Source organism: Nocardia sp. CA-119907 (assembly GCF_050955995.1).
Lineage (GTDB): Bacteria > Actinomycetota > Actinomycetes > Mycobacteriales > Mycobacteriaceae > Nocardia.
Genome location: NZ_CP192091.1, coordinates 8,547,247 through 8,570,686, shown reverse-complemented (window position 1 = coordinate 8,570,686; position 23,440 = coordinate 8,547,247). Strand labels below are relative to the sequence as shown.

Here is a 23,440-nt window from a genome sequence, read left to right as displayed (position 1 = left end):
TGGATCAGCGTTCACGCGGCTGGCAGGCTCGGCACGATCTTTTCCGCCAAACCCCTTGCGAGCACACACGAGTCGATACTGCCCGTTTCCTTCCTCGACGACGGATTGTTCAGGTTTATGTCGAGGCTGCCGCCCTTCATCTCGATGTTCACCGTGCATGCTTCTTTGATGTACGGGCCGTCGAACTGGCGGGTCGAGATCGCTCGTCGGCCATTGATGGTGAACTCGGTAGTCTCCGGGAAGTTGCGGCTGCGGGTGATATCCACGGTGAGATTTGTGGTGCTGATGATCACTCCGTAGCCGTTCGACCGGACCCACTGACAACCAACCCACCGAACTCCGCCGCTAGAGCTGTTGGTGAAGGTCTCCTTGCCGTGCAACTTCTCCGAGTCCAGCACGTCCTGCGGAACGTCCTTACATGGGTCGTAACTACTCGGCGCATCAGCAGCCAACGACGCTGCTGCACTTGTAGTCGACGCCACAGGCTTCGCCTCCCCGCCCGTCGACGACCCACACCCCGCCAACACAACAACGCCAACCGCGAACGCGGACGCAACCACGAGCTTCCCCCTGCTGACCATCTGGTCCTCCCGGTCGCCGGATGTCGATGACATCGAACAGGGCCGGACCGGCTCCCCGCCCCCTATTCAGCTGGATCGACCGTACCGAGCGGTTGACCACCGTGCAAGCGGCCAGCGAGCAAGTTCCCACAGGTCGTCCGCGGTCGACACCTGCCATCGCCCAACTCCGGGGAACCGAGCGAACAACTCCGAAACCCACACGGCCCGTTGACAGTCCGCGGTCGGGCCGACGGCAGCATTCGCGCGGACGCCACCGTCGCCGACCTCTATATGCTCGTCGGCGCGGTGGCCACGATCAGTCGTGACGGGTTCGGCGATTGGCGGCGGTTCATCGAACTCGCGCTCGATGGACTATGCCCTTGACCGAACGCGCCAGCGTGCTACTTGCGCAACAGCTGCGCGATTTGCAGGACCGAGAGCTTCGGCTTCTCCTGCTCGGGCGGCGCTTCCGGATCGACCGGCGTGGTGTGCGGGATGAGCGCCTCCGGATCGGAGAATGCCGCATATGTCTTGTCGCGCAAAAGTTTGTGCAGCAGATAGCCGGTCAAGATGGCGCGTGTGGTCCGCGTGGTCTTGGCTTCATGCTTTCCGGCACCCAGTGCCACGAGCGCCCGGCGCCCCTCGACAATGCCGTTGTGCGAGGCCCCGTCGACCTCCCGCAACACCACCGGTCCGGCCCAAGCGGCGGCCAGCGGGATCGCATTCGAGCTGACCGATTCGATATCGGTGGACCCCGCCAACACCAACGCGGGCGTATCGATATCGGGCGCGATGGTCTCGGCGGAGGGCGCGGTGGGCGCCGGGTAGAGAGCGGCGACCGCGGCGACGCGGCGCTGTCCGGCGGCGATGACCGCCGCACCGGCTCCCATCCCGTGGCCGGCCAGGGCCAGCCGTTCCGGATGCACGCTGATGGCACCGTCACCCAACCGGACGCTGGTGCAGATATCCAGGGTGGTGAGCAGATCGGTGGCCAGCCCGAGATGTGACGGAATCGGCCCGCGCTCGGTATCGGGGGCCGCGACCACAAAACCCCAGGAAGCCAGGTGTTCGAGGGTGGTGCGATAGTTGGCGGTGCCGGTCAGCCAGCCGTGGCCGAACGCGACCGCGGGCAGGCTCAGTCCGGACTCCGGGGTGAACACCACGCCGGGCTGACCTGCGATGGCGAGATTGCCGCGCAGTACGCGGTGGGGCCCCCGGCTGGTCAGGGTGCTCAGAAGTGATTTCACAGACGCCGACACGACGTGAACGTTATCCGATAAGTACTCTGGTGAGCCATGTGCGGAATCGTGGGGTACGTCGGGTACCGGGACGCCCTCGGCGTTGTCGTTGACGCTTTGCGCCGCATGGAATATCGAGGGTACGACTCCGCGGGCGTCGCGATCCTGGATGGCGCGGGCGTGTTGGCGGTGGAACGCAAGGCGGGCAAGCTGGCCAATCTCGAGGCCGAACTCGCCGAAATCGGGACCGGCCACTTCGCCGGCACCACCGGTATGGGGCATACCCGCTGGGCCACCCACGGCGCGCCGACCGACCGCAATGCCCATCCGCACCGCGACACCACCAACAAGGTGGCCGTGGTGCACAACGGCATCATCGAGAACTTCGCCCCGCTGCGCCGGGAGCTCGAGGACGCCGGGGTGGAGCTGGGCAGCGATACCGATACCGAGGTCGCCGTGCACCTGGTCGCGCGGGCGTACGCCGAGGGTCCGACCGCCGGTGACTTCGCCGCGAGCGCGCTGGCCGTGCTGCGTCGGCTCGAAGGCGCTTTCACACTGGTCTTCGCCCATGCCGACCACCCGGACGTCATTGTCGCCGCGCGCCGCTCGACACCGCTGGTCGTCGGAGTCGGCAAGGGCGAGATGTTCATCGCCTCCGATGTCACCGCATTCATCGAGCACACCCGCGAGGCCGTCGAACTCGGCCAGGACCAAGCCGTGGTGATCACCGCCGACAGCTACACCGTCACCGATTTCGCGGGCACCGACGCACTGGCGCGGACCCGCCCGTTCACCATCGACTGGGATCTGGCCGCCGCCGAGAAGGGTGGCCACGACTTCTTCATGCTGAAGGAGATCGAGGAGCAGCCAGCCGGTGTCGCCGACACGCTGATCGGACACTTCACCCACGACGAGGCCGGTGGCCGGATCGTGCTGGACGAGCAGCGCCTCGCCGATCAGGAACTGCGCGACTTCGACAAGGTGTTCGTCGTCGCATGCGGCAGCTCGTATCACGCCGGACTGCTGGCCAAGTACGCGATCGAGCACTGGACGCGACTGCCCGTCGAGGTGGAGCTGGCCAGCGAATTCCGTTACCGCGATCCGGTGTTGGACCGTTCGACGCTGGTGGTGGCCATCTCGCAGTCGGGCGAGACCGCCGACACACTCGAGGCGGTGCGGCACGCGAAGGAACAGAAGGCGCGCGTGCTGGCCATCTGCAATACCAATGGCGCACAGATTCCGCGCGAGTCCGATGCGGTGCTCTACACCCGGACCGGACCGGAGATCGGCGTCGCGTCCACCAAGGCCTTCCTCGCGCAGGTGGCGGCGAACTATCTGGTCGGACTGGCCTTGGCGCAGGCCCGCGGCACCAAGTATCCGGACGAGGTGGCGCGCGAATTCGCCGAACTCGAGGCGATGCCGCAGCTGGTGCAGCAGGTGCTGGAGACCGCGCCACAGGTGCGCGCCATCGCCCGGGAACTGGCGAACGTCCCGACGGTGCTGTTCCTGGGCCGCCACGTCGGCTACCCGGTGGCCCTCGAGGGTGCGCTCAAGCTCAAGGAACTGGCCTACATGCACGCCGAGGGGTTCGCGGCGGGTGAGCTCAAGCACGGTCCGATCGCGCTGATCGAGCAGGGACTGCCGGTCATCGTGGTCATGCCCTCGCCCAAGGGACGCGCGGTGCTGCACTCCAAGCTGCTCAGCAATATCCGGGAGATCCAGGCGCGTGGCGCCCGCACCATTGTGATCGCCGAGGAGGGCGATGACACGGTGCGGCCGTTCGCCGACGACCTCATCGAAATCCCTTCGGCGCCAACGCTGTTCCAGCCGCTGCTGTCCACCGTGCCGCTGCAGATCTTCGCGGCCGAAGTGGCGCAGGCTCGCGGCTATGACATCGATAAGCCGCGCAACCTGGCCAAATCCGTCACGGTCGAATAGCGGATTCGCGGCTGAGTACTGCCCCCGGAAGACCACGCCCCGGCCAGAGCCCACCCGACGCGTCTACGGCCGCCGAATCGTGACCTCGAACGACGCGGCCGACGACCGCACTGCGTGATTCGACCTGGACCGGGCGCACCGCACGGCCGGATCCGGCTCGCCGCCAGCCGGTTCGGGGTACTCAGAAGTGCGCGGCAACCAGCGGTTCGGTGGTCTCGCTCGCCCGTTCGGCGGCCCGGCGCTCCAGGATGCCGGACAGCGCCGCGAGTCCGACGGCACTGACGACCAGGCCGACACCGACCCAGTTCGGTGCGGTGTACCCGTACCCCGCGGCGATCACCACACCGCCGAGCCACGCGGAAACCGCATTGCCGAGGTTGAACGCGCCGATATTCAGTGCCGAGGCCAGCGTGGGTGCCGATCCCGCCTGGTCGAGGACGCGCTTCTGTAGCGGTGGGACGGTCGCGAAGCCCAGTGCGCCGATCAGTACGACGGTGATCGCGGCCGCGATTTTGTTGTGCGCCGTCAGCGTGAACAGGGCGAGCACCAGCGCGAGACCGCCGAGTGTCGTGTAGAGCATCGGCATCAGATGCCGGTCGGCGAATTTGCCGCCGATCAGATTGCCGAGGAAGAAGCCGGTGCCGAACAGGACGAGCAGCCAGGTGACCGAACTCTCCGCATAGCCGGTGACCTCGGTCATCATCGGCGCGAGGTAGGTGATCGCGGCGAAGACGCCGCCGAAGCCCAGCACCGTCATCGCCATGGCCAGCAGCACCTGCGGGTTGGCGAGTACGGCGAGTTCGTGACGCAGGCGGGCATCGTGCGGTGCGGGCTGGTCGGGCACCAGTGCGGCGACGCCGAACAGCCCGGCCGCACCGACCAGTGCGACGAGCCCGAAGGTGAGCCGCCATCCGAACTGCTGGCCGAGCAGGGTGCCGAGCGGCACACCGACAATGGTCGCGACGGTGAGTCCGGTGAACATCATGGCGATCGCACCGGCCTTGCGGTCCGGGCGCACCAGATTTCCGGCGACCACCGAGCCGATGCCGAAGAAGGCGCCGTGGGCCAGCGAGGCGACGATGCGCCCGGTCAGCATGAGGTCGAAAGTCGGTGCGAGCGCGGACAATATGTTGCCCGCGATCAACAGCAGCAGGCTGATCAGCAGCATGCGCTTGCGCGATACTCGGGTGCCGAGTCCGGTCATGATCGGCGCCCCGCCCAGCACGCCGAGTGCGTACCCGGTGACCAGCAGACCCGCAGTGGGGATCGACACCGTGTAGGTGTCGGCGATGTCGGGGAGCAGTCCGACGACGACGAATTCGGTGGTGCCGATTCCGAAGGCCCCGAGTGTCAGGGCGAGTAGTGCGAGCGGCATGAGCATGAGCCTCCACGTGATGTTGCGCCCGAGCTTTACGGGCGCTAACAATAATTGCAGACGCTTGATAATTGCAAACGCTGGCTATTGCGGCGGTCATCTATCCTGGAGGGGACGAGCCCCGACGCAGAAGGAATGCCATGACCGCGGATGCCGCCCTGACCGGCCTGGCCGATGGTTGGTACGCACTGTCACTGCTGCACGATCGGATCGAGGCGCATATCGAACGCGCCCTGCAATCCGGTCACGAACTCAGCGTGCGGGAGTACTCACTGCTCGTCGTGCTCAGCCGCCAGCACGACGGACCCGGCGGGCATCTGCGCATGAACCAGGTCGCCGAAGCCGTGGTGCTGAGTCAGAGCGCGACGACCCGGCTGGTCACCCGCCTCGAAGACCGCGGCCTACTGCAGCGTTATCTCTGCCCCGACGATCGCCGCGGCATCTACACCGATGTCACCCCCGCGGGCCTGGAACTACTGGCCCGAGCGCGCCCCACCCACGACGAGGCCCTGTCGAGCGCCCTCGGTCAAGCCGCCGCCGACCCTGAATTGGCCCCCCTGGTCGCGGCGGTGGAGGCGATGAACTCCAATGCGGCACATGGTGTGCGAGTCCCGCACGCTTAGCCAGTGGGGCGTCGGGCGACGCGATGTGATGGTGCTGTCGCTCTCGGCCGGGCCGCTGCCGACCGTGTATCGGCCGCTGGTCGCAGCCATGGGGCAATGAACCTCAATGCGGCACGTGGTGTGCGAGTCTCGCACGCTTAGCCGGTGGGGTGTGGGCGAAGCGACGTGATGGTGTCGCCGTTCTCGGCCACTGCCTACCTTGTACTGGCTGCTGGTCGCAGTCGTGGAGGCGATGAACTTCATTGCGGCACGTGGTGTGCGAGTTCCGCACGCATAGCCGGTGGGATGTCGGGCGAACGTGATCGTGCCGTTGTTCTCGGCGAGGCCATCGTCGACCTTGTATCGGCCGCTGGTCGCAGCCATGGGGCAATGAACTCCAACACGGTAGGCGGCGTGGGAGTCCCGGACGCTGAGTCGGTGGGCTACTCGACGGTGACGGTGCCGCGCATCTGGGGATGTAGCGAACACAGGTAGCGGTAGGTGCCGGGCGCGATAAAGGTGTAGCTCCATTGGCCCCGGTCGAAGATCGGGCTGTTGATGCCCATCGCCTTATCGCCGATGCCCTGCACGGTGTGCGGCACGCTGTCCTTGAACTTCCAGGTCACGGTTTCGCCGACCTTGACGGTGACGTCGGCGGGGGAGAACTTCATATCGGCGATGTCGACGGTGACGGCGGCGGTTTTCGTATCGCCGGACTTGGCAGTGGGTGCCTGGCCGCTCGACTGCGCCGCGCTGGTCGGGGTGGGTGACTTTGTTTCACCGGAGCCGCAGCCCGATAGCAATAGCGTCGTCGCCAGGACGAACCCGGCTACGACCTGGGTGGACATCGCACGGCGCACCATCGGCATGACGGCCAAGCGTAGTCTGCTGACCGTGCGGGTCTGCGCGGCGCCATGGCGGTGCCGGTTCGACCGCGACGGCGCTGCCCCGCACCAGCGGAATCGCAGTGCCCGATCGATGCAGTGGAGGCGAGCGTTCATGTCCAGCCAGCGGGGCTATTTCACCGTCGATGAAGTGCGCACGGCCGAGGCCGAGCTGTTCACCCGGGTCCCCGAGGGCATGCCCATGCACCGGGCGGCCTACGGATTGGCGACGGTGGTCGCGGGTGAGTTGCGTGCGCGAACCGGCGGCATCGCAGGCCGGTCGGTGCTGCTGCTCGTCGGCTCGGGAGATAACGGCGGTGACGTGCTCTGGGCGGGATCAATGCTGCGCCGCCGCGGTGTCGCCGTGACAGCGGTACTGCTGAATCCGGACCGTGCCCACTCGAAAGGCCTTGCCGCACTGCGCAAGGCGGGCGGCAGGATCCGAACCGCATCGGAGGTGTCGCCTTCGGGTGACGCTGCGGGATCGAGCCGCGGCACGGCAATTCTGGACGAAACGGATTCGGACGCACCCGATCTGGTGATCGATGGCATCGTGGGCATCTCCGGTCGTGGGCCACTGCGCCCGAAGGCCGCGGAACTCGTTGCCGCTCTGCATGTTCCGTTCATCGCGGCGGACCTGCCCAGCGGAGTGGGCCCGGATACCGGCGCGGTCACCGGCCCCGCCGTTCGCGCCGATGTCACTGTCACATTCGGCGCTTATAAGCCGGTGCATGCCCTGGCCGCACCCTACTGTGGACGAATCGAGCTGGTGCCCATCGGTTTACGACTGCCGGAACCGCATCTCGCGGCCTTGGAGCCAGCGGAGATCGGTGCGGGATGGCCGACCCCGGGCCCGACCGACGATAAGTACACCCAGGGTGTCACCGGTATCTGCGCTGGCAGTGCCGCCTACCCCGGAGCCGCGGTGCTGTGCACCGGCGCCGCCGTCGCGGCCACCTCGGGCATGGTCCGCTATGCCGGAACCGGTGCGGCCGAGGTACTCGACCACTTCCCCGAAGTCATTGCCGCCCCGACCATCTCGTCCACCGGCCGAGTCCAGTCCTGGGTTTTCGGTCCCGGCGCCGGTACCGATGCCGACGCCAGCAAACGGCTCGCCGAAATCCTGTCCACCGACCTTCCCGTCGTCGTCGACGCCGACGGCCTCACCCTGCTCGCCGCCGATCCCGACCTGGTCCTCGGTCGCACCGCCCCCACCGTACTGACCCCGCATGCCGGTGAATTCGCCCGGCTGACCGGACACGAGGTCGGCCAGGACCGGGTATCCGCCGCACGCGACCTCGCCGAATCCTGGCAACTCACCGTCCTGCTCAAAGGCCGCGCAACCCTGGTGGCCACCCCGGGCCGCCCGGTACTCGTCAACGAGGCTGGCGGCTCCTGGGCCGCCACGGCGGGTGCGGGCGACGTCCTGTCCGGCGTTATCGGCGCCCTCCTCGCCGCGGGCCGCGATCCGGCCTGGTCCGCGGCCGCCGCCGCCCGCGCTCACGCCCTGGCCGCCAACCTCGCCGCCCACGAAAACCACCCGTCAGCCGCCCCCACCTCGGCGACGCCCCTGCTCGACCACCTCCGCCCCGCCATCCGCATCCTGCGTGCTCTCGCGGCCAGGTGACCCGGGGGTGTGCCGGCGGTGACCGACGCCCTCGCGCGAGCGTAATGGCGAATGGCAGGATCAGTAGCCGTGGAGGCGCAAGTGGAGACGGTTGTCGATCTGGATGCCATTGCCCACAACGTGCGGATTCTGCGGGAATACGCCGGAGATGCGGCGGTGATGGCGGTGGTCAAGGCCGACGGCTACAACCACGGCGCTGTCGAGGTCGGCCGGGCCGCACTGGCGGCCGGGGCCGCTGAACTCGGGGTCACCACGGTCGCCGAGGCGGTGCAATTGCGCGAGGTGGGCATTACCGCGCCGATTCTGTGTTGGCTCAATAATTCCGATGCCGACTTCGGTGCCGCGATCGAACACGATATCGAGATCGGCGTCTCATCCCTGGCCCATCTGCGGGCCGTCGAGGCGGCGGCACGCGGCACCGGCCGGACCGCCATCGTCTCGCTCAAGGTCGACACCGGCCTCAATCGCAACGGCGTCGCGCCGCTCGAGTACCAGACGGTGCTCGCGGCGCTGCGCGCCCTGGTGGACGAGCAGGTGGTGCGGTTGCGCGCGATCTTCTCCCATCTCGCCCATGCCGACGAGCCGGAACACCCCTACCTCGACGTTCAGCGCGACCGGTTCGTCGATGCCATCGCCACGGCCAAGGAATACGGTCTCGAACCGGAGCTGGTCCACCTCGCCAACTCGGCCGCCACCGTGACCCGCCCGGATCTCGCCTTCGATATGGTCCGCCCCGGCATTGCGATGTACGGCCTCACCCCGATACCCGAACTCGGCGACTTCGGCCTGCGGCCCGCGATGACCTTCCAGGCCCGCGTCGCATTGGTGAAGCCGGTCGCCGCCGGAGAAGGCGTCTCCTACGGCCACCAGTGGATCGCACCGCACGACACCACCGTCGCCCTCATTCCGGCCGGATACGCCGACGGCGTGTTCCGCCCGTTGAGCAACCGATTCTCGGTGTGGCTCGGCGGTGCGTTGCATCCCAGTGTCGGTCGCGTCTGCATGGACCAATTCGTCGTCGACCTGGGCGATAACGCGGCGGGCGTCACCGAGGGCGACACCGCGATCCTGTTCGGCGCGGACCGACCGCGGGCCCAGGACTGGGCGGATCTGCTCGGCACCATCCACTATGAGGTCGTGTGCGCACCACACGGCCGAGTGGTCCGGCGCCATATAGGAGGGGGTACCAGATGAGAAACCGCACCGTTGTCGGTGGCGTGGCCACCGCCGGTGTGGTCGGTGCGCTGGCGGGCGCACACACCTTGCGGCGCATCGGCGCCCGGGTGCTCTGGCCCGCCCGTGTCGATGAATACCGCGACGAGAACTTCAACCTGCTCGACGAGGACCGCTCCGGCGCGGTGCTCACCGAAGACGGTGTACGTCTGGCCACCAGGGAATGCGGTCCGCGCGACGCCCCGGTCACCGTGATCTTTGTACACGGCTTCTGCAACACCATGGAGACCTTCCACTTCCAGCGCCGCGATCTGGAAAAGCATTGGGGCCCAAGGGTTCGCCTGGTCTTCTTCGATCTGCGCGGCCACGGCCGGTCCGGCACGCCGACCACCAGGAGCTGTACCGTCGCCCAACTCGGTCGCGATCTGGCGGCCGTCATCGAGTCGACCGCGCCGACCGGTCCGGTGGCCCTGGTCGGTCATTCGCTCGGCGGTATGGCGGTGCTGGCCGCGGCCGCGCAATTCCCGGAGCTGTTCGCGGCGCGAGTGATCGGAATCGGCCTGCTCTCGACCGCGGCGGCCGAGGTCACCTCGGCGGGCATTACCCAGATCCTGCGCAACCCCGCGGTCGACGGCTTCCGTTTGGCCGTGCACACCGCGCCCACCCTGGTGCAGGCCGGGCGCAGCACCGTTCGGCATGTGATCACGCCGATACTGCATGTCAGCTCATATCACGGGCACGTGAGTCCCACCCTTTCGCGCTTCTCCACGCTGATGATCGATCGCACGCCCGTCGAGACGATCGTGAAATTTCTCAAGACCTTCGAACTTCATGACGAATCGGCGGCGCTGCCCACACTCGCGCATCTGCCGGTGCTGGTGCTCGGCGGCGCGCACGATGTCGTCATCCCGTTCCGCAATTCGCGGGCGCTGGCGCGCGAATTGCCCAATAGCGAACTCATCCGCCTCGATGCCGCCGCGCATATGGCGCACCTGCAATTCCCGGATATCGTCAACGCCGCGCTCGACCGGCTACTGGTGCGCGCCGGTGCCATCGAGCACACCCCATCAACCTCGGAGGTCGCCGGTGGCTGAACGGCATCAGCGGATCCTGCCCACGGTCGCCGATACCGAGGCCTTCGGTCGCGAACTCGCCGCCGGACTCGTCGCGGGTGACCTGGTGGTGCTCGACGGACCCCTCGGCGCGGGCAAGACCGCGCTGACTCGCGGCATCGCCGAGGGACTCGGCGTGCAGGGCCGGGTCAGCTCACCGACATTCATCATCGCCCGCCAGCACCGCGCCGGGGCGCGCGTCGGCGCCGAGCCGGTGCCGCTGGTGCATGTGGACGCCTATCGACTCGGCGGTGACCTGGACGAGTTGGACGCGTTGGATCTCGACACCGATCTGCATCAGGCGGTCGTGGTGGTGGAGTGGGGCAAGGGTGTTGTGGAACACCTCGCCGAGCGGCATCTGTACGTGTTGCTCTCGCGCGAGCCGAATTCCGATGTCCGCACCGCGATCTGGGAATGGGTCGGATAGTCCGCGATCGTCGCTGATCGTCGCGGTGGTGTAGCCACCGAGTAGCTCCGCACCGCGCGCAGGTACCACCCGGTATCGTTGGGTCAATCATGCTTGTACTAGCCGTCGACACCGCGACACCCGCCGTTACCGCGGGATTGGTGGAACTGGAGCAGGCCGCATCCGGCACCGGTGCCCCGGCGCGAGTGCGCACCGTCGCCTCGCGCGTCCGGGTCGACGCCCGCGCCCATGCCGAGGTGCTCACCCCGCAAATCCTCGAATGCCTCTCGGAGGCAGGTCGTTCCAGGGCCGATATCGAAGCCGTCGTGGTCGGCATCGGGCCCGGTCCGTTCACCGGACTCCGGGTCGGCATGGCGACCGCCGCCGCCTTCGGTGACGCGCTCGGCCTGCCGGTCTACGGGGTCTGCAGCCTGGACGCGATCGCCTCCGACGCCGTGCTCGAACCTACGGTGGTGCCGGACATCACAGCCGAGAGCGAGCTCCTGGTGGTCACCGACGCGCGCCGCCGCGAGGTGTACTGGGCGCGCTACCGTGACGGACGTCGCATCGAGGGCCCGGATGTGAACAAGCCCGGTGATCTGGATCCCGTGCACGCCAGCATGATCGCCGGATCCGCCTCGCACGTCGACCTGTTCGACCTGCCCGTGCTTCCGGCCGAGACGCCATCGCCCGCCGGGTTGGTGCGCGTCGCGGCCGCCGAACTACTGGCGCGCACCGTTCCGGAACCGTTGGTTCCGCTGTACCTGCGCAGGCCGGACGCGGTGGAGCGCAGCTACCGCACGCTCGATCGGACGGGGGCGTGACGGCCGTGGAGCCCGGTAGATCCGTGATTCGCATCGAGCCCATGAACGGCGCGGATATCGAACGCTGCGTCGAACTCGAACAACTGCTGTTCCCGGAAGACGATCCGTGGCAGGCGGTGTCCTTCCGCTCCGAACTGGCCGGGCCGCACAACCGCTATATCGTCGCCCGCGACGACACCGGGCGGATGGTCGGCTATGCGGGCATCGCACTGCTCGGCGATGCCGAACACCCCGAGGCCGAGGTGCACACCATCGGCGTCGATCCCGGCTACCACCGCGGCGGCATCGGCACCATGCTGCTGGAGGCGCTGCTCGCCGAGGCGGGCAAGCGCGGCGGACCGGTTTTCCTCGAGGTGCGTACCGACAATGCTCCCGCCATAGCGATGTACGCCAAGCACGGCTTCCACATCATCGGCCTGCGCAAGAACTACTACCATCCGAGCGGCGCCGACGCCTACACCATGCGCAGGCCCGAGCTGACCGCCGCGAACCAGGCCTGGGGCCCGCAGCCGAGCGAAACGGTACAACCGAACGAGGTGCTCTCGTGATCGTCATGGGTATCGAAAGTTCCTGCGACGAAACCGGAGTCGGCATCGTGCGCCGCCACGCCGACGGAACCTGCGAACTGCTCGCCGACGAGGTCGCCTCCAGCGTCGAACAGCACGCCCGCTTCGGCGGTGTGGTGCCGGAGATCGCCTCGCGCGCACACCTCGAGGCCATCGTGCCCGCGATGCGTCGGGCGCTGGCGGCCGCGGGCATCAGCAAGCCCGACGCGCTCGCGGTGACCATCGGTCCCGGACTGGCCGGTGCGCTGCTGGTCGGTGTCGCGGCCGCGAAAGCCTATGCGGCAGCGTGGGATGTGCCCTTCTACGCCCTGAACCATCTCGGCGGACACGTCGCCGTCGACACCCTCGAGCACGGTCCGATGCCGCCGTGCGTCGCGCTGCTGGTCTCCGGCGGGCATACGCATCTGCTGCATGTCACCGATCTGTCCGAGCCGATCGTCGAACTGGGCAGCACCGTCGACGACGCCGCGGGCGAGGCATTCGACAAGGTGGCCAGGCTGCTCGGCCTCGGCTTCCCGGGCGGGCCCGCGCTGGATGCCGCTGCCGCGCACGGCGATCCGAAGGCGATCGCCTTTCCGCGCGGTATGACCGGACCGCGCGATCCGCGCTACGACTTCTCCTTCTCCGGTCTGAAGACCGCCGTCGCCCGCTATGTCGAGGCGGCCCAGCGCAATGGCTTCACCGCCGAGGAGCTGCCGATTCCGGATATCGCGGCCTCCTTCCAGGAATCGGTCGCCGATGTGCTCACCATGAAGGCGGTGCGCGCGGCCCAAGATGTCGGCGTCGACACCCTGGTGCTCGGCGGCGGTGCCACCGCCAATTCTCGAATCCGCTCCATGGCCGAAGAACGTTGTGCGGAGGCCGGATTGCGCCTGCGTGTCCCCAAGCCCCGCCTGTGCACCGACAACGGCGTAATGATCGCGGCCCTCGGTGCTCATGTGATCGCGGGCGGCGCAACTCCATCGCCCTTGACGGTCGCCACCGACCCCGGCCTCCCCGTCTCGGTCAGTCGAGTCGGCTGACTCCCGATAGGGTTCGGATCGCTACCGAGGGCGCGGCTGCCCAGCACGGCGCTGTCCGGTGACCGTGGTCAGTCGTGCGGCCCAACCCCCACCACAGCCCCGGACTGAGTGGCGGACGACCCCGAATTCGCTCTGGGCGGGAGAGGAATTCGTGATTGCGCGGGTGCCGGCGTCGGACCGATCGGCATCGGCGGCACCGTCGACGGGCCCCGGGCCGGGCCGTATTCCTGCCCCGACGAGCCTGGCGCACTCGGGTTGGCGAACAGCGGACCGAGCAACTCCGGGAACGGAATCGGCGGCAGGTTCGGATCCGGACGCAGCGTTGGCGCGTTCGGGTTGGTGGTCGCGGCCGGTGTCGAGACGGTCGAGGTGGGAGGCTGGCTCCGATCCGGGGTGAGCGAGGGGATATTGACGCCGGAGGGCCGGTTGGTGCTCTCCCGGCTCGGGCCGGTGGTCGAGGTGCCCGCGCCGGTGGGTTGTGCCGCCGACACCGGCGGCGTCGGTAGTTGCGCGCTGCTGGTGGTGCCCGCGGGGGAGATGTCGTCGTCGCCGGTCGGCGCGAAGGTTTTTACGCCATAGCCGATGACCAGCCCGACCACCACGATCGCACCCGCCAGCGTGCCGACGACCTTGGTGAAGGTGCCGACGGGCGCATCGGCCGCGCCGAGCGCGACCACCGGGAATACCGACGGCTGCACCGAATCCGCCACCAGCGCCGCGCCTTTGGCGATCACCGCCTCCGGATCGTCGACGGTGTGCACCGGCAAATTCAGCTCACGGGCGAGGGTGGAGATCACCGCGGGGATATTGGCGCCGCCGCCGATCACGATCACGGCCTGCGGGAACTCGGGCGAGCGCGCGAATGCCGCGGCGGCGAACACGGCCATATCGCGCAGCAGATCCGAGATCAGTTCGTCGAAATCGGCCCGGGTCAGCTTCAGCGGCTGCCCGGCGACATGGTCGATCGTCACCGCGGGCGCGATCGACAGATGTTCCTTGGCGGCGCGACCGCGGTTGGTCAGCATGCCCCGATTGGGTCGGGTGCCGCGCCGGGCGTAGTGCAGATCGACGAGGTGGTGATAGATCAGCTCATCGATGGCGTTGCCGCTGATCGCGCCGGTGCGTTCGGTGCGCAGGATGTTGGCGTCGGCCTGGTCGGCGACGGTGATGCTGAGGCCGGTCGCACCGAGATCGACGATGGCGACGGTTTCGTAGCGGTCGACCAGTCCGGTGTGGCGCAGATAGGTGAGCGCCGCGGTGCCTTCCGGAACCAGCCGCAGATCGCGCTGTTTGCCAGTGGCCGAACGGATTACCTGCGCCTGCTCCTTGCTGCGGTAGGCCACGGCGACACTGGTCGGCGGGCGACGGGCGGCGGAGTCGACACCGATCGGTTTGCCGCCCGCGAAGCGCGCGCCGACCGGATGCGCGGGGAAGGCCACGTCATAGGACAGCTGGGTGGTCGGTAGCTGGGTGGTCATCAGCTCGATCGAGGACGCGACGAGATCGCCGAGATCGGAGTGGGCCGCGTCCGCGGAGACCACCCGATAGTCGAAACTCTGCGCGCCGTTGGACGCGGTCGCGACCAGCGCCGAGCACACGACCTCGTTACCGGCCGAGATGCCGAGGGATGTTCGCATGTCACCTCCCTTCGAGCGGATGGTCATGGTGGTGCCGACCATCTCGAATGGACAGCCGAAACGCTCGCGTGGATGGCGAACGATTCGGACGCGGGACCCGGCCGACCCGTTGTCCGGATGGGTCGCTGGGACGGCCAAGGATCACGTGTGGTCTTGCCCTCTGGTGAAGCTTCTTCTGAGAAACGTTTGTACTGTGACGCTGGTTCGGATTGGTGCTGACGCTGATCTTGTTCTGGCGAAACGCGGGTACTGCTGTGTGCCGCAGGGTATTTCGTGACGCTTGTTGCTCCCCCCACGACGCCGGTTCATGGCGAACACGGCAAGCGGAGCACGACCGTCGTCAATACTGTCACAATCCGTTATCCGAACGTTACAGATTTGACGAAGTCTTGGGAAGCCCTACGACCCCTGGGCGTGGCGTGGTCTGCGCCACCGCGCGGCGCGGCTGACGACACGGCCGCGGCGCGGCCTATGACACCGACACGGCGCGGCCAACGGTTTGGCACAGTCCAACCTTGAGCGCTGGCACTCTCATGTATAGAGTGCTAGTCGGCACTGTGTGATGTGCGTGTGCCAGTTCGACTACTGAGCAGGGTCCCGGCACCCGCGACGACGGGGCTGATGCGCAGGGTCGAGTCCGGGTGGCCAGTGGTGACTGCTTGCGGGCCGCTCGAAACAACACCGATACCGATGGTCCGGGACAACAGTTCCGGACGACCGCAAATCCCCTGAAAGTGGAGGGCTCAACGTGGCGAGCGTGAACATCAAGCCGCTCGAGGACAAGATCCTCGTCCAGGCCAACGAGGCCGAGACGACGACGGCCTCCGGCCTGGTCATCCCCGACACGGCAAAGGAGAAGCCGCAGGAGGGCACCGTCATCGCCGTCGGCGAGGGCCGCGTCACCGACAAGGGTGACCGCATCCCGGTCGACGTCAAGGAAGGCGACGTCGTCATCTACAGCAAGTACGGCGGCACCGAGATCAAGTACCAGGGCGAGGAGTACCTCATCCTGTCGGCGCGCGACATCCTGGCCGTCGTCACCAAGTAGCCGATAAGGCACATGCGTTCCGCCCCGGTGTCTTTCGCGACCCGGGGCGGAGTGCGTTCGGCCAAGAACACACAGGAGCTGACAACACATGGCAAAGCAGATCGAGTTCGACGAGAAGGCTCGTCGTGCTCTCGAGCGCGGCGTCGACAAGCTCGCCGACGCGGTGAAGGTCACCCTCGGGCCGCGTGGTCGCCACGTCGTGCTCGCGAAGGCCTTCGGTGGCCCCACTGTCACCAATGACGGTGTCACCATCGCGCGCGATATCGACCTCGACGACCCCTTCGAGAACCTCGGCGCCCAGCTCGTCAAGAGCGTCGCCACCAAGACCAACGACGTCGCGGGTGACGGCACCACCACCGCCACCGTGCTGGCCCAGGCGCTGGTGCGCGCGGGCCTGAAGAACGTTGCCGCCGGCGCGAACCCGATCTCGGTCGGTTCGGGCATCGCCAAGGCCGCGGACCTGGTGTCCGAGGCGCTGCTGGCGCAGGCCACCCCGGTCTCCGGCGAACAGGCCATCGCGCAGGTCGCCACCGTCTCCTCGCGCGATGAGGAGATCGGCGAGATGGTCGGCAAGGCGCTGACCACCGTCGGCAAGGACGGCGTTGTCACCGTCGAGGAGTCCTCGACGCTGCAGACCGAACTCGTCGTCACCGAGGGCGTGCAGTTCGACAAGGGCTACCTCTCGCCCTACTTCGTCACCGATGCCGACAGCCAGCAGGCCGTCCTCGAGGACGCCTACATCCTGCTGAACCGGGAGAAGATCAGCTCGCTGCCCGATCTGCTCCCGCTGCTGGAGAAGATCGCCGAATCCGGCAAGCCGGTGCTGATCATCGCCGAGGACGTCGAGGGTGAGGCACTGTCCACCCTGGTCGTCAACTCGATCCGCAAGACCCTCAAGGCCGTCGCGGTGAAGGCCCCGTTCTTCGGTGACCGTCGCAAGGCGTTCCTCGATGATCTGGCCATCGTCACCGCGGGCACCGTGGTCAACCCGGATCTGGGTATCTCGCTGCGCGAGGCGGGCATCGAGGTGCTCGGCAAGGCGCGTCGCATCGTCGTCACCAAGGACGACACCACGATCATCGACGGTGCCGGCACCGCCGAGGACATCGCGGCCCGTGGCGCGCAGCTGCGTCGCGAGATCGAGGCGACCGACTCGGATTGGGATCGGGAGAAGCTCGAGGAGCGACTGGCCAAGCTGGCCGGTGGCGTCGCGGTGATCAAGGTCGGCGCGGCCACCGAGACCGCGCTCAAGGAGCGCAAGTACCGGGTCGAGGACGCGGTGAGCGCGGCCAAGGCCGCCGTTGACGAGGGCATCGTGCCCGGTGGTGGCACCGCCCTGGTGCAGGCCGCCGCCAAGCTCGTCGAACTGCGCGACTCGCTGTCCGGCGACGAGGCCGTCGGCGTCGAGGTGGTGCGCATCGCACTGCAGGCGCCGCTGTTCTGGATCGCCACCAATGCGGGCGTCGACGGCTCCGTGGTGGTCAGCAAGGTCACCGACGGTAAGGAAGGCTTCAACGCCGCCACCCTCACCTACGGTGATCTGCTCACCGACGGTGTGGTGGACCCGGTGAAGGTGACCCGCTCCGCCGTCGTGAACGCGGCCTCGGTGGCTCGGATGATCCTCACCACCGAAAGCGCCGTGGTCGACAAGCCCGAGGAAGCAGAGCACGACCACAGCCACCACGGCCACGCGCACTGAGTTCACTGCTCAGCTGACGGCCGAATGGCGAAGGCCCCCGGGACATCGTCCCGGGGGCCTTCGTTTGTGAACAATATGAACGCAACTACCGCACAACAAGTCGAAAAATATCAATCGCGGTAACCGATTTCGCCTCGAGGAGGCGGTGACTCAGGATGCGACGGGCGGTTGTTCCGCGGCGATGGCGGCGAGCAACCGGCCGCGCAGGGCGGCGGGCGGCTGGGCCGCCGTCGCCACCGCGAGGGCGGAGAGGACTTCCTTGGTCTGCTGCACTTCGGTCATGAATTCCGTGCGTAGCGCCGGGTCTTCACCGTCGAGCACTTCTTGTACCGCATTGTGGTCTTCGTCGTCGATCGATCCGAGCGCGACGGCGTGCGCGAGATCGATCTGGGCTTCGTTCATCTCACGTCACCCCCAAACTTTTCTTCAGTCGTGTCAATCCGTCCCGTATGCGGGACTTAACGGTCGGTAACCCTACGCCGAGGTAGGTTGCCACTTCGGCGTAGGTTCGCCCGCCGTAGTAGGCGAGCGATATGGCCTCCCGTTGGGTCTCTGTCAATGTCCCTAGACCATCCAGGACGGCTTGCTGCTCGAGTCGTCGCTCCACTTCTTCGGTGACCTCATCGAATTCGTTGCCGAGAACCCTTATCCCGTAAGCGACTTCACGTAGGGTATGGGCCTGCTCGGCGCGGACCCGGTCGACGGCTCGTCGGTGAGCGAGGGTCATCAACCACGTCACCGCGGATCCTTTGGCCGCGTCGAAACTTGCCGCGGTCCGCCAGATCTGAAGAAAGACCTCCTGTGTGGTCTCCTCCGCGTATCCGGGGTCGTGCAGTACGCGTAGCACCAGACCGAAGACGCGCGCACACGTTCGGTCGTAGAGCTCAGCGAATGCCTCCTGGTCGGATCGGCCGCAACGTTCGAGAAGTGCGGCGAGCTCGATACTTTCGGCGGCGCGTGCCGTAACCGCAGAATCCACCCGGATGCCGGGTGGGATGGCTTCTCTTCGGAACGAGTCGCCCTCTGCGGCCGGCGGCCGCGTTGTCACAACGCTCCATTCTGTGTCATCGGTCACTACCGTAGCGGGTCGCTATGGCACCCGATTCGGTGGGGTGTCGGCAAACCGCTTGCCGCCTGGCAACTTTCTGGAAAACTTCGACACGCCAGGTGCTTCCGGGAAGGGACACGCCGTGACGCGCCGATGGTCATCGTGAAACGCCGGATGTGCAACCGACTTGGGCTTGTGGCCATCGCCGGTTGTTTGCTAGGCATTCGGCGCGCCGCGCCGCACGGATGGGAAGAAGTTCGTTTATACGGCCATACGACGGCGGTTGCGCCGGGCGTGCATCTCGCGCTCGGTTTCGGACATACCGCCCCAGATGCCGTAGGGCTCGCTGACTTTGAGGGCGTGGCTGCGGCACTGCATGAGCACCGGGCAGGCCCGGCAGATCTCCTTGGCGCGCATCTCGCGCGCGGTGCGAGCGCGACCGCGTTCACCGTCCGGGTGGAAAAACACCGCGGAGTCCTGGCCTCGGCAGGATCCTCGCATCTGCCAATCCCAGACGTCCGCGTTCGGTCCGGGGAGGTGGGTAGGCATGGGCATGGTGAACTCCTCGTGGTGCGAGCTCGTCAGCGTTGTCGAGCAGTCGTTCTGCAACAGTTGTGGCCACGGCGCTGGATCGGCGCGGCGTGCCGGGGCTCGCCTATTGCGGTCGCTGCAATTTCGCGCGGCGCCGACCGTGGCGATGAGTTACGTTAGGTCCAGCCGCGAAATTCCGTCAATAGTTCGATGCAGCAGTTTTCTAAATCTTAAGCTGCGAAATTTAACCTCCGGGCTGTTTACTTTTAACACCTTTCCAGTAATAATGATCGGTTGACCAGAGGCCGGTATCTCTTGGCATGGCGCCAGTATTCCGCATTCCCGCAGGTGGGAACGGGTTCGGTGGTTGCGTCGCGATCGCCGGCCGGTCCACCCTAACGTGTGTCCTGTCACAGCGTCGATCGGCGGCTCCGACGTCCGCTCGATCGGAGATGGCGGAAACGGGGCGCTGAGGTTAATTGCGCGAAACGCATGTGAATTCCAGGCACACGCGCTATGGGATTGCCAGGACACTTTTACTTGATGGAAACACGACATCGGCGACAGAAATGCTGAACAGTAGCCGGACGTCCCCGGTTGGCGGCTTCTCTCGTGCCACCACAGGCGGCGCGCAGGATAGAGTTCGGCCGTGCTCGCGCCAGCTTCCCCTATATATATCGAGTCCGCCATGCTTGCCGATGCGGCCTTCGGCGCCCGCCCCGGACGTGCCGCTGCCGAGTTGCCAGCTGCCGTGCGCCCCATCGATACCTGGTATCGAGGGGTAATTCTGGGTGGCCAGGGGCGCTACGCCGCGGCGCGCGAGGAGTTGCGCTCGCTATCGGCCAGCACCGCCGATCCGGTATTGCTGTCGCTCGCCGCGAGCACCGGGGGTTCACTGCTGCGCCAGCTCGGCTGGCACGCCCGCGCCGCGGCCTTCGACGGTCGCGCGGCCGCGTTGATCCTGCCGACCGGATCCGCCGATCGCGACGAATTCGGACCGAATCGCGTCGACGCGGTATGCGATGCGCTGACCGGTCTCGCGGCCGACGCGCTCGGCACCGGCCGTCTCGCACTGGCCACCCGGCTGCTCCGGCGCACTCATGACGAGTTGACCCGTGCGGGGGCCTCGGCGGGCTGGCGAGCGCTGATCCGCTGGCACTGGGTTTGTGCGGAGACCGCGCTCGCTTCCGGGGCCGCCGATACCGCGGCGCCGCACGCCGCGACGGCCCTCGCGCTCGCCGAGGACGGACCATCGGTTCGGCACCGCGTGAAGTCCCGGCTTTTGGTCGCCGCGACCGCTGCCGCCTCCGGTGACAGCGAACGCGCGCGCGTGCTCGCCGATGAGGTCGCCGAACAGTGCCGCGAGCACGAATTGCTGCCATTGCGTTGGGCCAGTTCGATGTTGCGCGCCGGGGTGTCGACCGGGACTCGCGCGAGTGCGGCCGAGGCCGACGCGCGACGGTGTGCCGAGACCATCGGCCGTCGTGGCGGGCACTTTCGTCCCATGAGTGATTCCCGAGTCTGATCCAGAGACCACCGTGTTGCCCGTATCCACGGGTTGTATCGCTATTGTTAGTTCCGTTCCGCCCCTTCGGCGGAAGCACTGTTCATCACCGACGGTGCCACTTGTAACGCCAGGAAATTCTCTGACGATGACGAACACGGGCGAAGAGTTGGACCTCGCCGTCGCTGCCGCTGCGCAGGGCGACAGATCCGCTTTAGCCCAGGTACTCGAAATGGTCCGCCCGTTGGTGGTGCGCTATTGCCGCGCGCGGATCGGCGCCGCGGAGCGTGGACAGCTCTCTGCGGACGACGTCGCGCAGGAGGTATGTCTGGCTGTGATGACAGCCTTGCCCCGGTATCAGGACCAGGGCAGGCCCTTCATGGCCTTTGTATACGGAATCGCTTCGCACAAGGTCGCCGACGCTCATCGCAACGCCGCCCGTAACAAGGCGGAGGCAATGGCCGAAGTACCAGATGTCATATCCACCGACCAAGGCCCGGAGCAGCGAGCACTGGAATCCGAAACGAGCAGGCAGATGAACAGCCTGCTCGCGACGCTTCCAGAGAAGCATCGCGAGATTCTGATCCTGCGTTTGGTCATGGGTTTGTCAGCAGAAGAAACCGCAGTCGCCGTGGGCAGTACGGCGGGTGCGATACGCGTCGCTCAACACCGGGCGCTCGCGAAACTGAAGTCACAAGTGGCGAGGGCAGGTGAAATGTATGGCTAGGGATGGCGAGCGCGGTCGGGGCGACTGGAAGGCGCGACGTGGATCGCGAAACAGCGGTCCCTACGCCGGGAGCGATGACACCGGACCGGTGGACATCGCAGCGGTGCGCCGAGACGATGCGCTGATCGATGCCATTGCTAGCAACGGGCCGGTGCAAACCGACAGCGCGGAGGAGTACCAGCTCGCGGCGCTGCTGGCGGACTGGCGAGCGGAGCTGATTTCCCCACCGCTGCCGAGCGAACCGAATCTCGATGAGATCGTTGCCGCGGTCAACCAGGAGATCGGTGCCCGGCAGGTTCGTATCGGCGCGCAGTCCGGTGGGCGACTACGGCTTATTCGTCCGATCCTCGGAGCGGCGGCCGCGCTGGCTCTGGTCATCGGAGGTCTCTCGGCGTTTTCCTATGGCGCCGCCCCGGGTGATCCGCTGTGGCGGGTCAAGGAAGTCGTGTTCAGCGAACAGGCGCAGAGCACCGTGGTGCAACGTGCCGACAATGATCTGGCGAACGCGAAAGTGATGCTCGATCAGGGCAATCCGGATATGGCCAGGCAAAAGCTGGAGGGCGCCAAGGCAAATGCGGAGCTGATCGATGATCCGGTCAAGCGGGACAAGCGGATCAGCGAGTTCGACGCATTGCTCGCGCAGTTGAGCAAGGTCGCCCCGGAGATCGCGAAGTCGCTCGCGCCGAGCACGCCGCCGACGACGCCGAGTTCGGTGACCGATGGCAGCACCATCACCGCACCGACCACCAGGCCGTCCGGCGATGGTGGGGCGACCTCCGCGGGGGTGCCGCCGGTCGATACGAAGGCGCCCACGACGACGGAGCCGACGGTGGCGGGTACACCGAGTGCACCGGGCAAGCCGACGGTGCCGACAACGCCGGTGACCACCGAACCGCCGACGCAGCCGAGTCAGACGCACTCGCCCCAGGGACCGCCGTCCACCGTCGTGGGAACGCAGCCCCCGCCGGTCCAGCCGACTGCGGACACCGGCGTGCCCGTGCAGCCGCCGACCCATCAGCAGCCGTCGACCGGTGGTGGCAACACCTTTGTGATTCCCAGCGGTTTGCCTGCTCTGCCCGGGTTGCCCGGATCGGTACCCGCCGCATAAATCGGAGTTGGTGCTCCACAAGCGCTTTGGCTTCTGGAGAAGCGCTGAACCCGCAGCCACGCTGGGGCGTACGCATATTCGGACGCCCCAGTGTGTGCGTGCCCAGACATCCGAATTGCCGTGCATGAACCGATCGCCGACCGGCGGTCGGCTTTTTGTCTGTCAGCTATTTCACATCGCGCCCGCGCGTCATCGCGCGTGGTACTCGGGGTGCGATATCAGCTGTCGAACCCGTCGAACCCATCGCCGTGGAAGGCCTCGTTCATCGAGGCATCGGCGTATCCCCGGCAGTAGTCCCAGGTGACGTACGCCTCCGGCATCGGATCGTAGGCGGGCTCGTGCGGGCGCACCGTGCCGTCGACCAGCAGTTGAAGCAGGTTGGCGCGCAGCATGTCCCAGTCGTGGTAGTGGTCCTGTCTGCAGTCCTCGCAGCTGACCACAAGTCCTCGGATGCCACGGTGCGCTAGTAGTGCCTCATACACCGCAAGGTCGGCGAGATCCTCCTCGACCGCAAGGCGCTCGTGGGGATCCAGCGGCTCGCCGGGCTCGATTGCGTCGAGTGCGGCGGACGGGTCGGAGGGGTCTCCGGCGAACGGATCCGGCGGCAAGCCAGGTGGTAGATGGTCACGCACACCCCCACGGTACGCAGAACAGGGTGCTCTTCGCCAGCTATGTGGCGCGCCAGTTTCGGCGGTGGGCTCAGTTCATCGGTGTGTTTGCGGGGCAGATACCATGGTTTCCAGGCCCGGCCGGCACCCGACATCGCTGGCGGAGCCGCCACCGTCCATTCCATCAGTCCACGACGCCGGTC

Annotated in this window: 24 protein-coding genes; 15 read left to right on the top strand and 9 right to left on the bottom strand. The window is 67.0% G+C overall.

All coding sequences use genetic code 11. The features are described from left to right. Positions 1-11: 11 nt before the first annotated feature. Positions 12-581 carry a DUF3558 domain-containing protein gene (locus tag ACQP2D_RS38800; protein WP_433685896.1) on the bottom strand — a complete coding sequence of 190 codons (570 nt, stop codon included), beginning with the start codon at positions 579-581 and terminating at the stop codon, positions 12-14. 207 nt (positions 582-788) lie between these two features. On the opposite strand from ACQP2D_RS38800, the gene ACQP2D_RS38795 reads away from it, so the two are divergent. Continuing rightward, the gene (locus ACQP2D_RS38795; RefSeq protein WP_433680880.1) at positions 789-944 is read left to right on the top strand and encodes a hypothetical protein; all 156 of its coding nucleotides are present in this window, start codon (positions 789-791) and stop codon (positions 942-944) included. Positions 945-961: 17 nt separating this feature from the next. On the opposite strand, the gene ACQP2D_RS38790 is transcribed toward ACQP2D_RS38795, so the two are convergent. After that, complete coding sequence (locus ACQP2D_RS38790) at positions 962-1,819, bottom strand: dienelactone hydrolase family protein (protein WP_433680879.1); 858 nt, start codon at positions 1,817-1,819, stop codon at positions 962-964. 36 nt (positions 1,820-1,855) lie between these two features. Between ACQP2D_RS38790 and glmS the strand changes: the two genes are divergently transcribed. Next, entirely contained in the window at positions 1,856-3,736 is a 1,881-nt protein-coding gene (glmS, locus tag ACQP2D_RS38785) for a glutamine--fructose-6-phosphate transaminase (isomerizing) (protein ID WP_433680878.1), read from the top strand. A gap of 181 nt (positions 3,737-3,917) precedes the next feature. Here glmS and ACQP2D_RS38780 read toward each other — a convergent pair whose 3' ends face one another. Beyond that, on the bottom strand, positions 3,918-5,111 hold the full coding sequence (locus ACQP2D_RS38780) for an MFS transporter (RefSeq protein WP_433680877.1): 1,194 nt from the start codon (positions 5,109-5,111) through the stop codon (positions 3,918-3,920). A 140-nt stretch (positions 5,112-5,251) separates the two neighbouring features. On the opposite strand from ACQP2D_RS38780, the gene ACQP2D_RS38775 reads away from it, so the two are divergent. Next, positions 5,252-5,734: a MarR family winged helix-turn-helix transcriptional regulator gene (locus ACQP2D_RS38775; protein ID WP_433680876.1), complete on the top strand. Its 483-nt coding sequence runs from the start codon at positions 5,252-5,254 to the stop codon at positions 5,732-5,734. A gap of 422 nt (positions 5,735-6,156) precedes the next feature. Here ACQP2D_RS38775 and ACQP2D_RS38770 read toward each other — a convergent pair whose 3' ends face one another. After that, positions 6,157-6,582: a cupredoxin domain-containing protein gene (locus ACQP2D_RS38770; RefSeq protein ID WP_433680875.1), complete on the bottom strand. Its 426-nt coding sequence runs from the start codon at positions 6,580-6,582 to the stop codon at positions 6,157-6,159. Between the two features lie 130 nt (positions 6,583-6,712). Here ACQP2D_RS38770 and ACQP2D_RS38765 point away from each other — a divergent pair, with 130 nt between their 5' ends. The 7 genes from ACQP2D_RS38765 (at position 6,713) to tsaD (ending at position 13,327) form a co-directional block, all read left to right on the top strand. Then, entirely contained in the window at positions 6,713-8,224 is a 1,512-nt protein-coding gene (locus ACQP2D_RS38765; RefSeq protein ID WP_433680874.1) for an NAD(P)H-hydrate dehydratase, read from the top strand. Between the two features lie 51 nt (positions 8,225-8,275). Further along, on the top strand, positions 8,276-9,418 hold the full coding sequence (alr, locus tag ACQP2D_RS38760) for an alanine racemase (RefSeq protein WP_433680873.1): 1,143 nt from the start codon (positions 8,276-8,278) through the stop codon (positions 9,416-9,418). Further along, positions 9,415-10,491, top strand: coding sequence for an alpha/beta fold hydrolase (locus ACQP2D_RS38755; protein WP_433680872.1), 1,077 nt, complete (start codon positions 9,415-9,417; stop codon positions 10,489-10,491). Before alr ends, ACQP2D_RS38755 begins: the two co-directional genes overlap by 4 nt. Then, positions 10,484-10,936 carry a tRNA (adenosine(37)-N6)-threonylcarbamoyltransferase complex ATPase subunit type 1 TsaE gene (gene tsaE / locus ACQP2D_RS38750; RefSeq protein ID WP_433680871.1) on the top strand — a complete coding sequence of 151 codons (453 nt, stop codon included), beginning with the start codon at positions 10,484-10,486 and terminating at the stop codon, positions 10,934-10,936. Before ACQP2D_RS38755 ends, tsaE begins: the two co-directional genes overlap by 8 nt. 89 nt (positions 10,937-11,025) lie before the next feature. Continuing rightward, entirely contained in the window at positions 11,026-11,739 is a 714-nt protein-coding gene (gene tsaB / locus ACQP2D_RS38745; protein ID WP_433680870.1) for a tRNA (adenosine(37)-N6)-threonylcarbamoyltransferase complex dimerization subunit type 1 TsaB, read from the top strand. 41 nt (positions 11,740-11,780) lie between these two features. Continuing rightward, positions 11,781-12,287 carry a ribosomal protein S18-alanine N-acetyltransferase gene (gene rimI / locus ACQP2D_RS38740; protein ID WP_433685895.1) on the top strand — a complete coding sequence of 169 codons (507 nt, stop codon included), beginning with the start codon at positions 11,781-11,783 and terminating at the stop codon, positions 12,285-12,287. Further along, complete coding sequence (gene tsaD, locus ACQP2D_RS38735) at positions 12,284-13,327, top strand: tRNA (adenosine(37)-N6)-threonylcarbamoyltransferase complex transferase subunit TsaD (protein WP_433680869.1); 1,044 nt, start codon at positions 12,284-12,286, stop codon at positions 13,325-13,327. The genes rimI and tsaD overlap by 4 nt, the downstream gene beginning before the upstream one ends. A 68-nt stretch (positions 13,328-13,395) precedes the next feature. Here tsaD and ACQP2D_RS38730 read toward each other — a convergent pair whose 3' ends face one another. After that, entirely contained in the window at positions 13,396-14,964 is a 1,569-nt protein-coding gene (locus tag ACQP2D_RS38730; RefSeq protein ID WP_433680868.1) for an Hsp70 family protein, read from the bottom strand. A gap of 748 nt (positions 14,965-15,712) precedes the next feature. Between ACQP2D_RS38730 and groES the strand changes: the two genes are divergently transcribed. Further along, positions 15,713-16,012 carry a co-chaperone GroES gene (gene groES, locus ACQP2D_RS38725; protein ID WP_040686722.1) on the top strand — a complete coding sequence of 100 codons (300 nt, stop codon included), beginning with the start codon at positions 15,713-15,715 and terminating at the stop codon, positions 16,010-16,012. Positions 16,013-16,100: 88 nt separating this feature from the next. After that, positions 16,101-17,711 (top strand): chaperonin GroEL, encoded by a 1,611-nt coding sequence (gene groL / locus ACQP2D_RS38720; protein WP_433680867.1) that lies wholly within the window; start codon positions 16,101-16,103, stop codon positions 17,709-17,711. A gap of 150 nt (positions 17,712-17,861) precedes the next feature. Here the strand turns inward: groL and ACQP2D_RS38715 are convergent, their stop codons facing one another. The 3 genes from ACQP2D_RS38715 to ACQP2D_RS38705 form a co-directional block, all read right to left on the bottom strand. Further along, complete coding sequence (locus ACQP2D_RS38715; RefSeq protein ID WP_433680866.1) at positions 17,862-18,113, bottom strand: RskA family anti-sigma factor; 252 nt, start codon at positions 18,111-18,113, stop codon at positions 17,862-17,864. 1 nt (position 18,114) lies between these two features. Beyond that, on the bottom strand, positions 18,115-18,690 hold the full coding sequence (locus ACQP2D_RS38710) for a sigma-70 family RNA polymerase sigma factor (protein WP_433685894.1): 576 nt from the start codon (positions 18,688-18,690) through the stop codon (positions 18,115-18,117). A 330-nt stretch (positions 18,691-19,020) separates the two neighbouring features. Continuing rightward, entirely contained in the window at positions 19,021-19,314 is a 294-nt protein-coding gene (locus tag ACQP2D_RS38705) for a WhiB family transcriptional regulator (protein ID WP_014981828.1), read from the bottom strand. 625 nt (positions 19,315-19,939) lie between these two features. Here ACQP2D_RS38705 and ACQP2D_RS38700 point away from each other — a divergent pair. From ACQP2D_RS38700 to ACQP2D_RS38690, 3 genes are all read left to right on the top strand, one after another. Next, positions 19,940-20,815 carry a hypothetical protein gene (locus tag ACQP2D_RS38700; RefSeq protein WP_433680865.1) on the top strand — a complete coding sequence of 292 codons (876 nt, stop codon included), beginning with the start codon at positions 19,940-19,942 and terminating at the stop codon, positions 20,813-20,815. Positions 20,816-20,942: 127 nt separating this feature from the next. Then, on the top strand, positions 20,943-21,521 hold the full coding sequence (locus ACQP2D_RS38695) for a sigma-70 family RNA polymerase sigma factor (protein WP_354951867.1): 579 nt from the start codon (positions 20,943-20,945) through the stop codon (positions 21,519-21,521). Further along, positions 21,514-22,629 carry an anti-sigma-D factor RsdA gene (locus tag ACQP2D_RS38690; RefSeq protein WP_433680864.1) on the top strand — a complete coding sequence of 372 codons (1,116 nt, stop codon included), beginning with the start codon at positions 21,514-21,516 and terminating at the stop codon, positions 22,627-22,629. Before ACQP2D_RS38695 ends, ACQP2D_RS38690 begins: the two co-directional genes overlap by 8 nt. Positions 22,630-22,847: 218 nt before the next feature. Here the strand turns inward: ACQP2D_RS38690 and ACQP2D_RS38685 are convergent, their stop codons facing one another. After that, a complete protein-coding gene (locus tag ACQP2D_RS38685) occupies positions 22,848-23,261 on the bottom strand; it encodes a DUF5319 domain-containing protein (RefSeq protein ID WP_040686729.1) in 414 nt (137 codons plus the stop codon). Between the last annotated feature and the right edge of the window lie 179 nt (positions 23,262-23,440).

Bases quoted from the DNA above. Each gene is read 5' to 3' on its own strand.
- ACQP2D_RS38800 (WP_433685896.1), bottom strand. From the start codon at position 581: ATGGTCAGCAGGGGGAAGCTCGTGGTTGCGTCCGCGTTCGCGGTTGGC.
- glmS (WP_433680878.1), top strand. From the start codon at position 1,856: ATGTGCGGAATCGTGGGGTACGTCGGGTACCGGGACGCCCTCGGCGTT.
- ACQP2D_RS38780 (WP_433680877.1), bottom strand. From the start codon at position 5,111: ATGCCGCTCGCACTACTCGCCCTGACACTCGGGGCCTTCGGAATCGGC.
- ACQP2D_RS38775 (WP_433680876.1), top strand. From the start codon at position 5,252: ATGACCGCGGATGCCGCCCTGACCGGCCTGGCCGATGGTTGGTACGCA.
- ACQP2D_RS38770 (WP_433680875.1), bottom strand. From the start codon at position 6,582: ATGCCGATGGTGCGCCGTGCGATGTCCACCCAGGTCGTAGCCGGGTTC.
- ACQP2D_RS38765 (WP_433680874.1), top strand. From the start codon at position 6,713: ATGTCCAGCCAGCGGGGCTATTTCACCGTCGATGAAGTGCGCACGGCC.
- alr (WP_433680873.1), top strand. From the start codon at position 8,276: ATGGCAGGATCAGTAGCCGTGGAGGCGCAAGTGGAGACGGTTGTCGAT.
- ACQP2D_RS38755 (WP_433680872.1), top strand. From the start codon at position 9,415: ATGAGAAACCGCACCGTTGTCGGTGGCGTGGCCACCGCCGGTGTGGTC.
- tsaB (WP_433680870.1), top strand. From the start codon at position 11,026: ATGCTTGTACTAGCCGTCGACACCGCGACACCCGCCGTTACCGCGGGA.
- rimI (WP_433685895.1), top strand. From the start codon at position 11,781: ATGAACGGCGCGGATATCGAACGCTGCGTCGAACTCGAACAACTGCTG.
- ACQP2D_RS38730 (WP_433680868.1), bottom strand. From the start codon at position 14,964: ATGCGAACATCCCTCGGCATCTCGGCCGGTAACGAGGTCGTGTGCTCG.
- groL (WP_433680867.1), top strand. From the start codon at position 16,101: ATGGCAAAGCAGATCGAGTTCGACGAGAAGGCTCGTCGTGCTCTCGAG.
- ACQP2D_RS38715 (WP_433680866.1), bottom strand. From the start codon at position 18,113: ATGAACGAAGCCCAGATCGATCTCGCGCACGCCGTCGCGCTCGGATCG.
- ACQP2D_RS38705 (WP_014981828.1), bottom strand. From the start codon at position 19,314: ATGCCCATGCCTACCCACCTCCCCGGACCGAACGCGGACGTCTGGGAT.
- ACQP2D_RS38695 (WP_354951867.1), top strand. From the start codon at position 20,943: ATGACGAACACGGGCGAAGAGTTGGACCTCGCCGTCGCTGCCGCTGCG.
- ACQP2D_RS38690 (WP_433680864.1), top strand. From the start codon at position 21,514: ATGGCTAGGGATGGCGAGCGCGGTCGGGGCGACTGGAAGGCGCGACGT.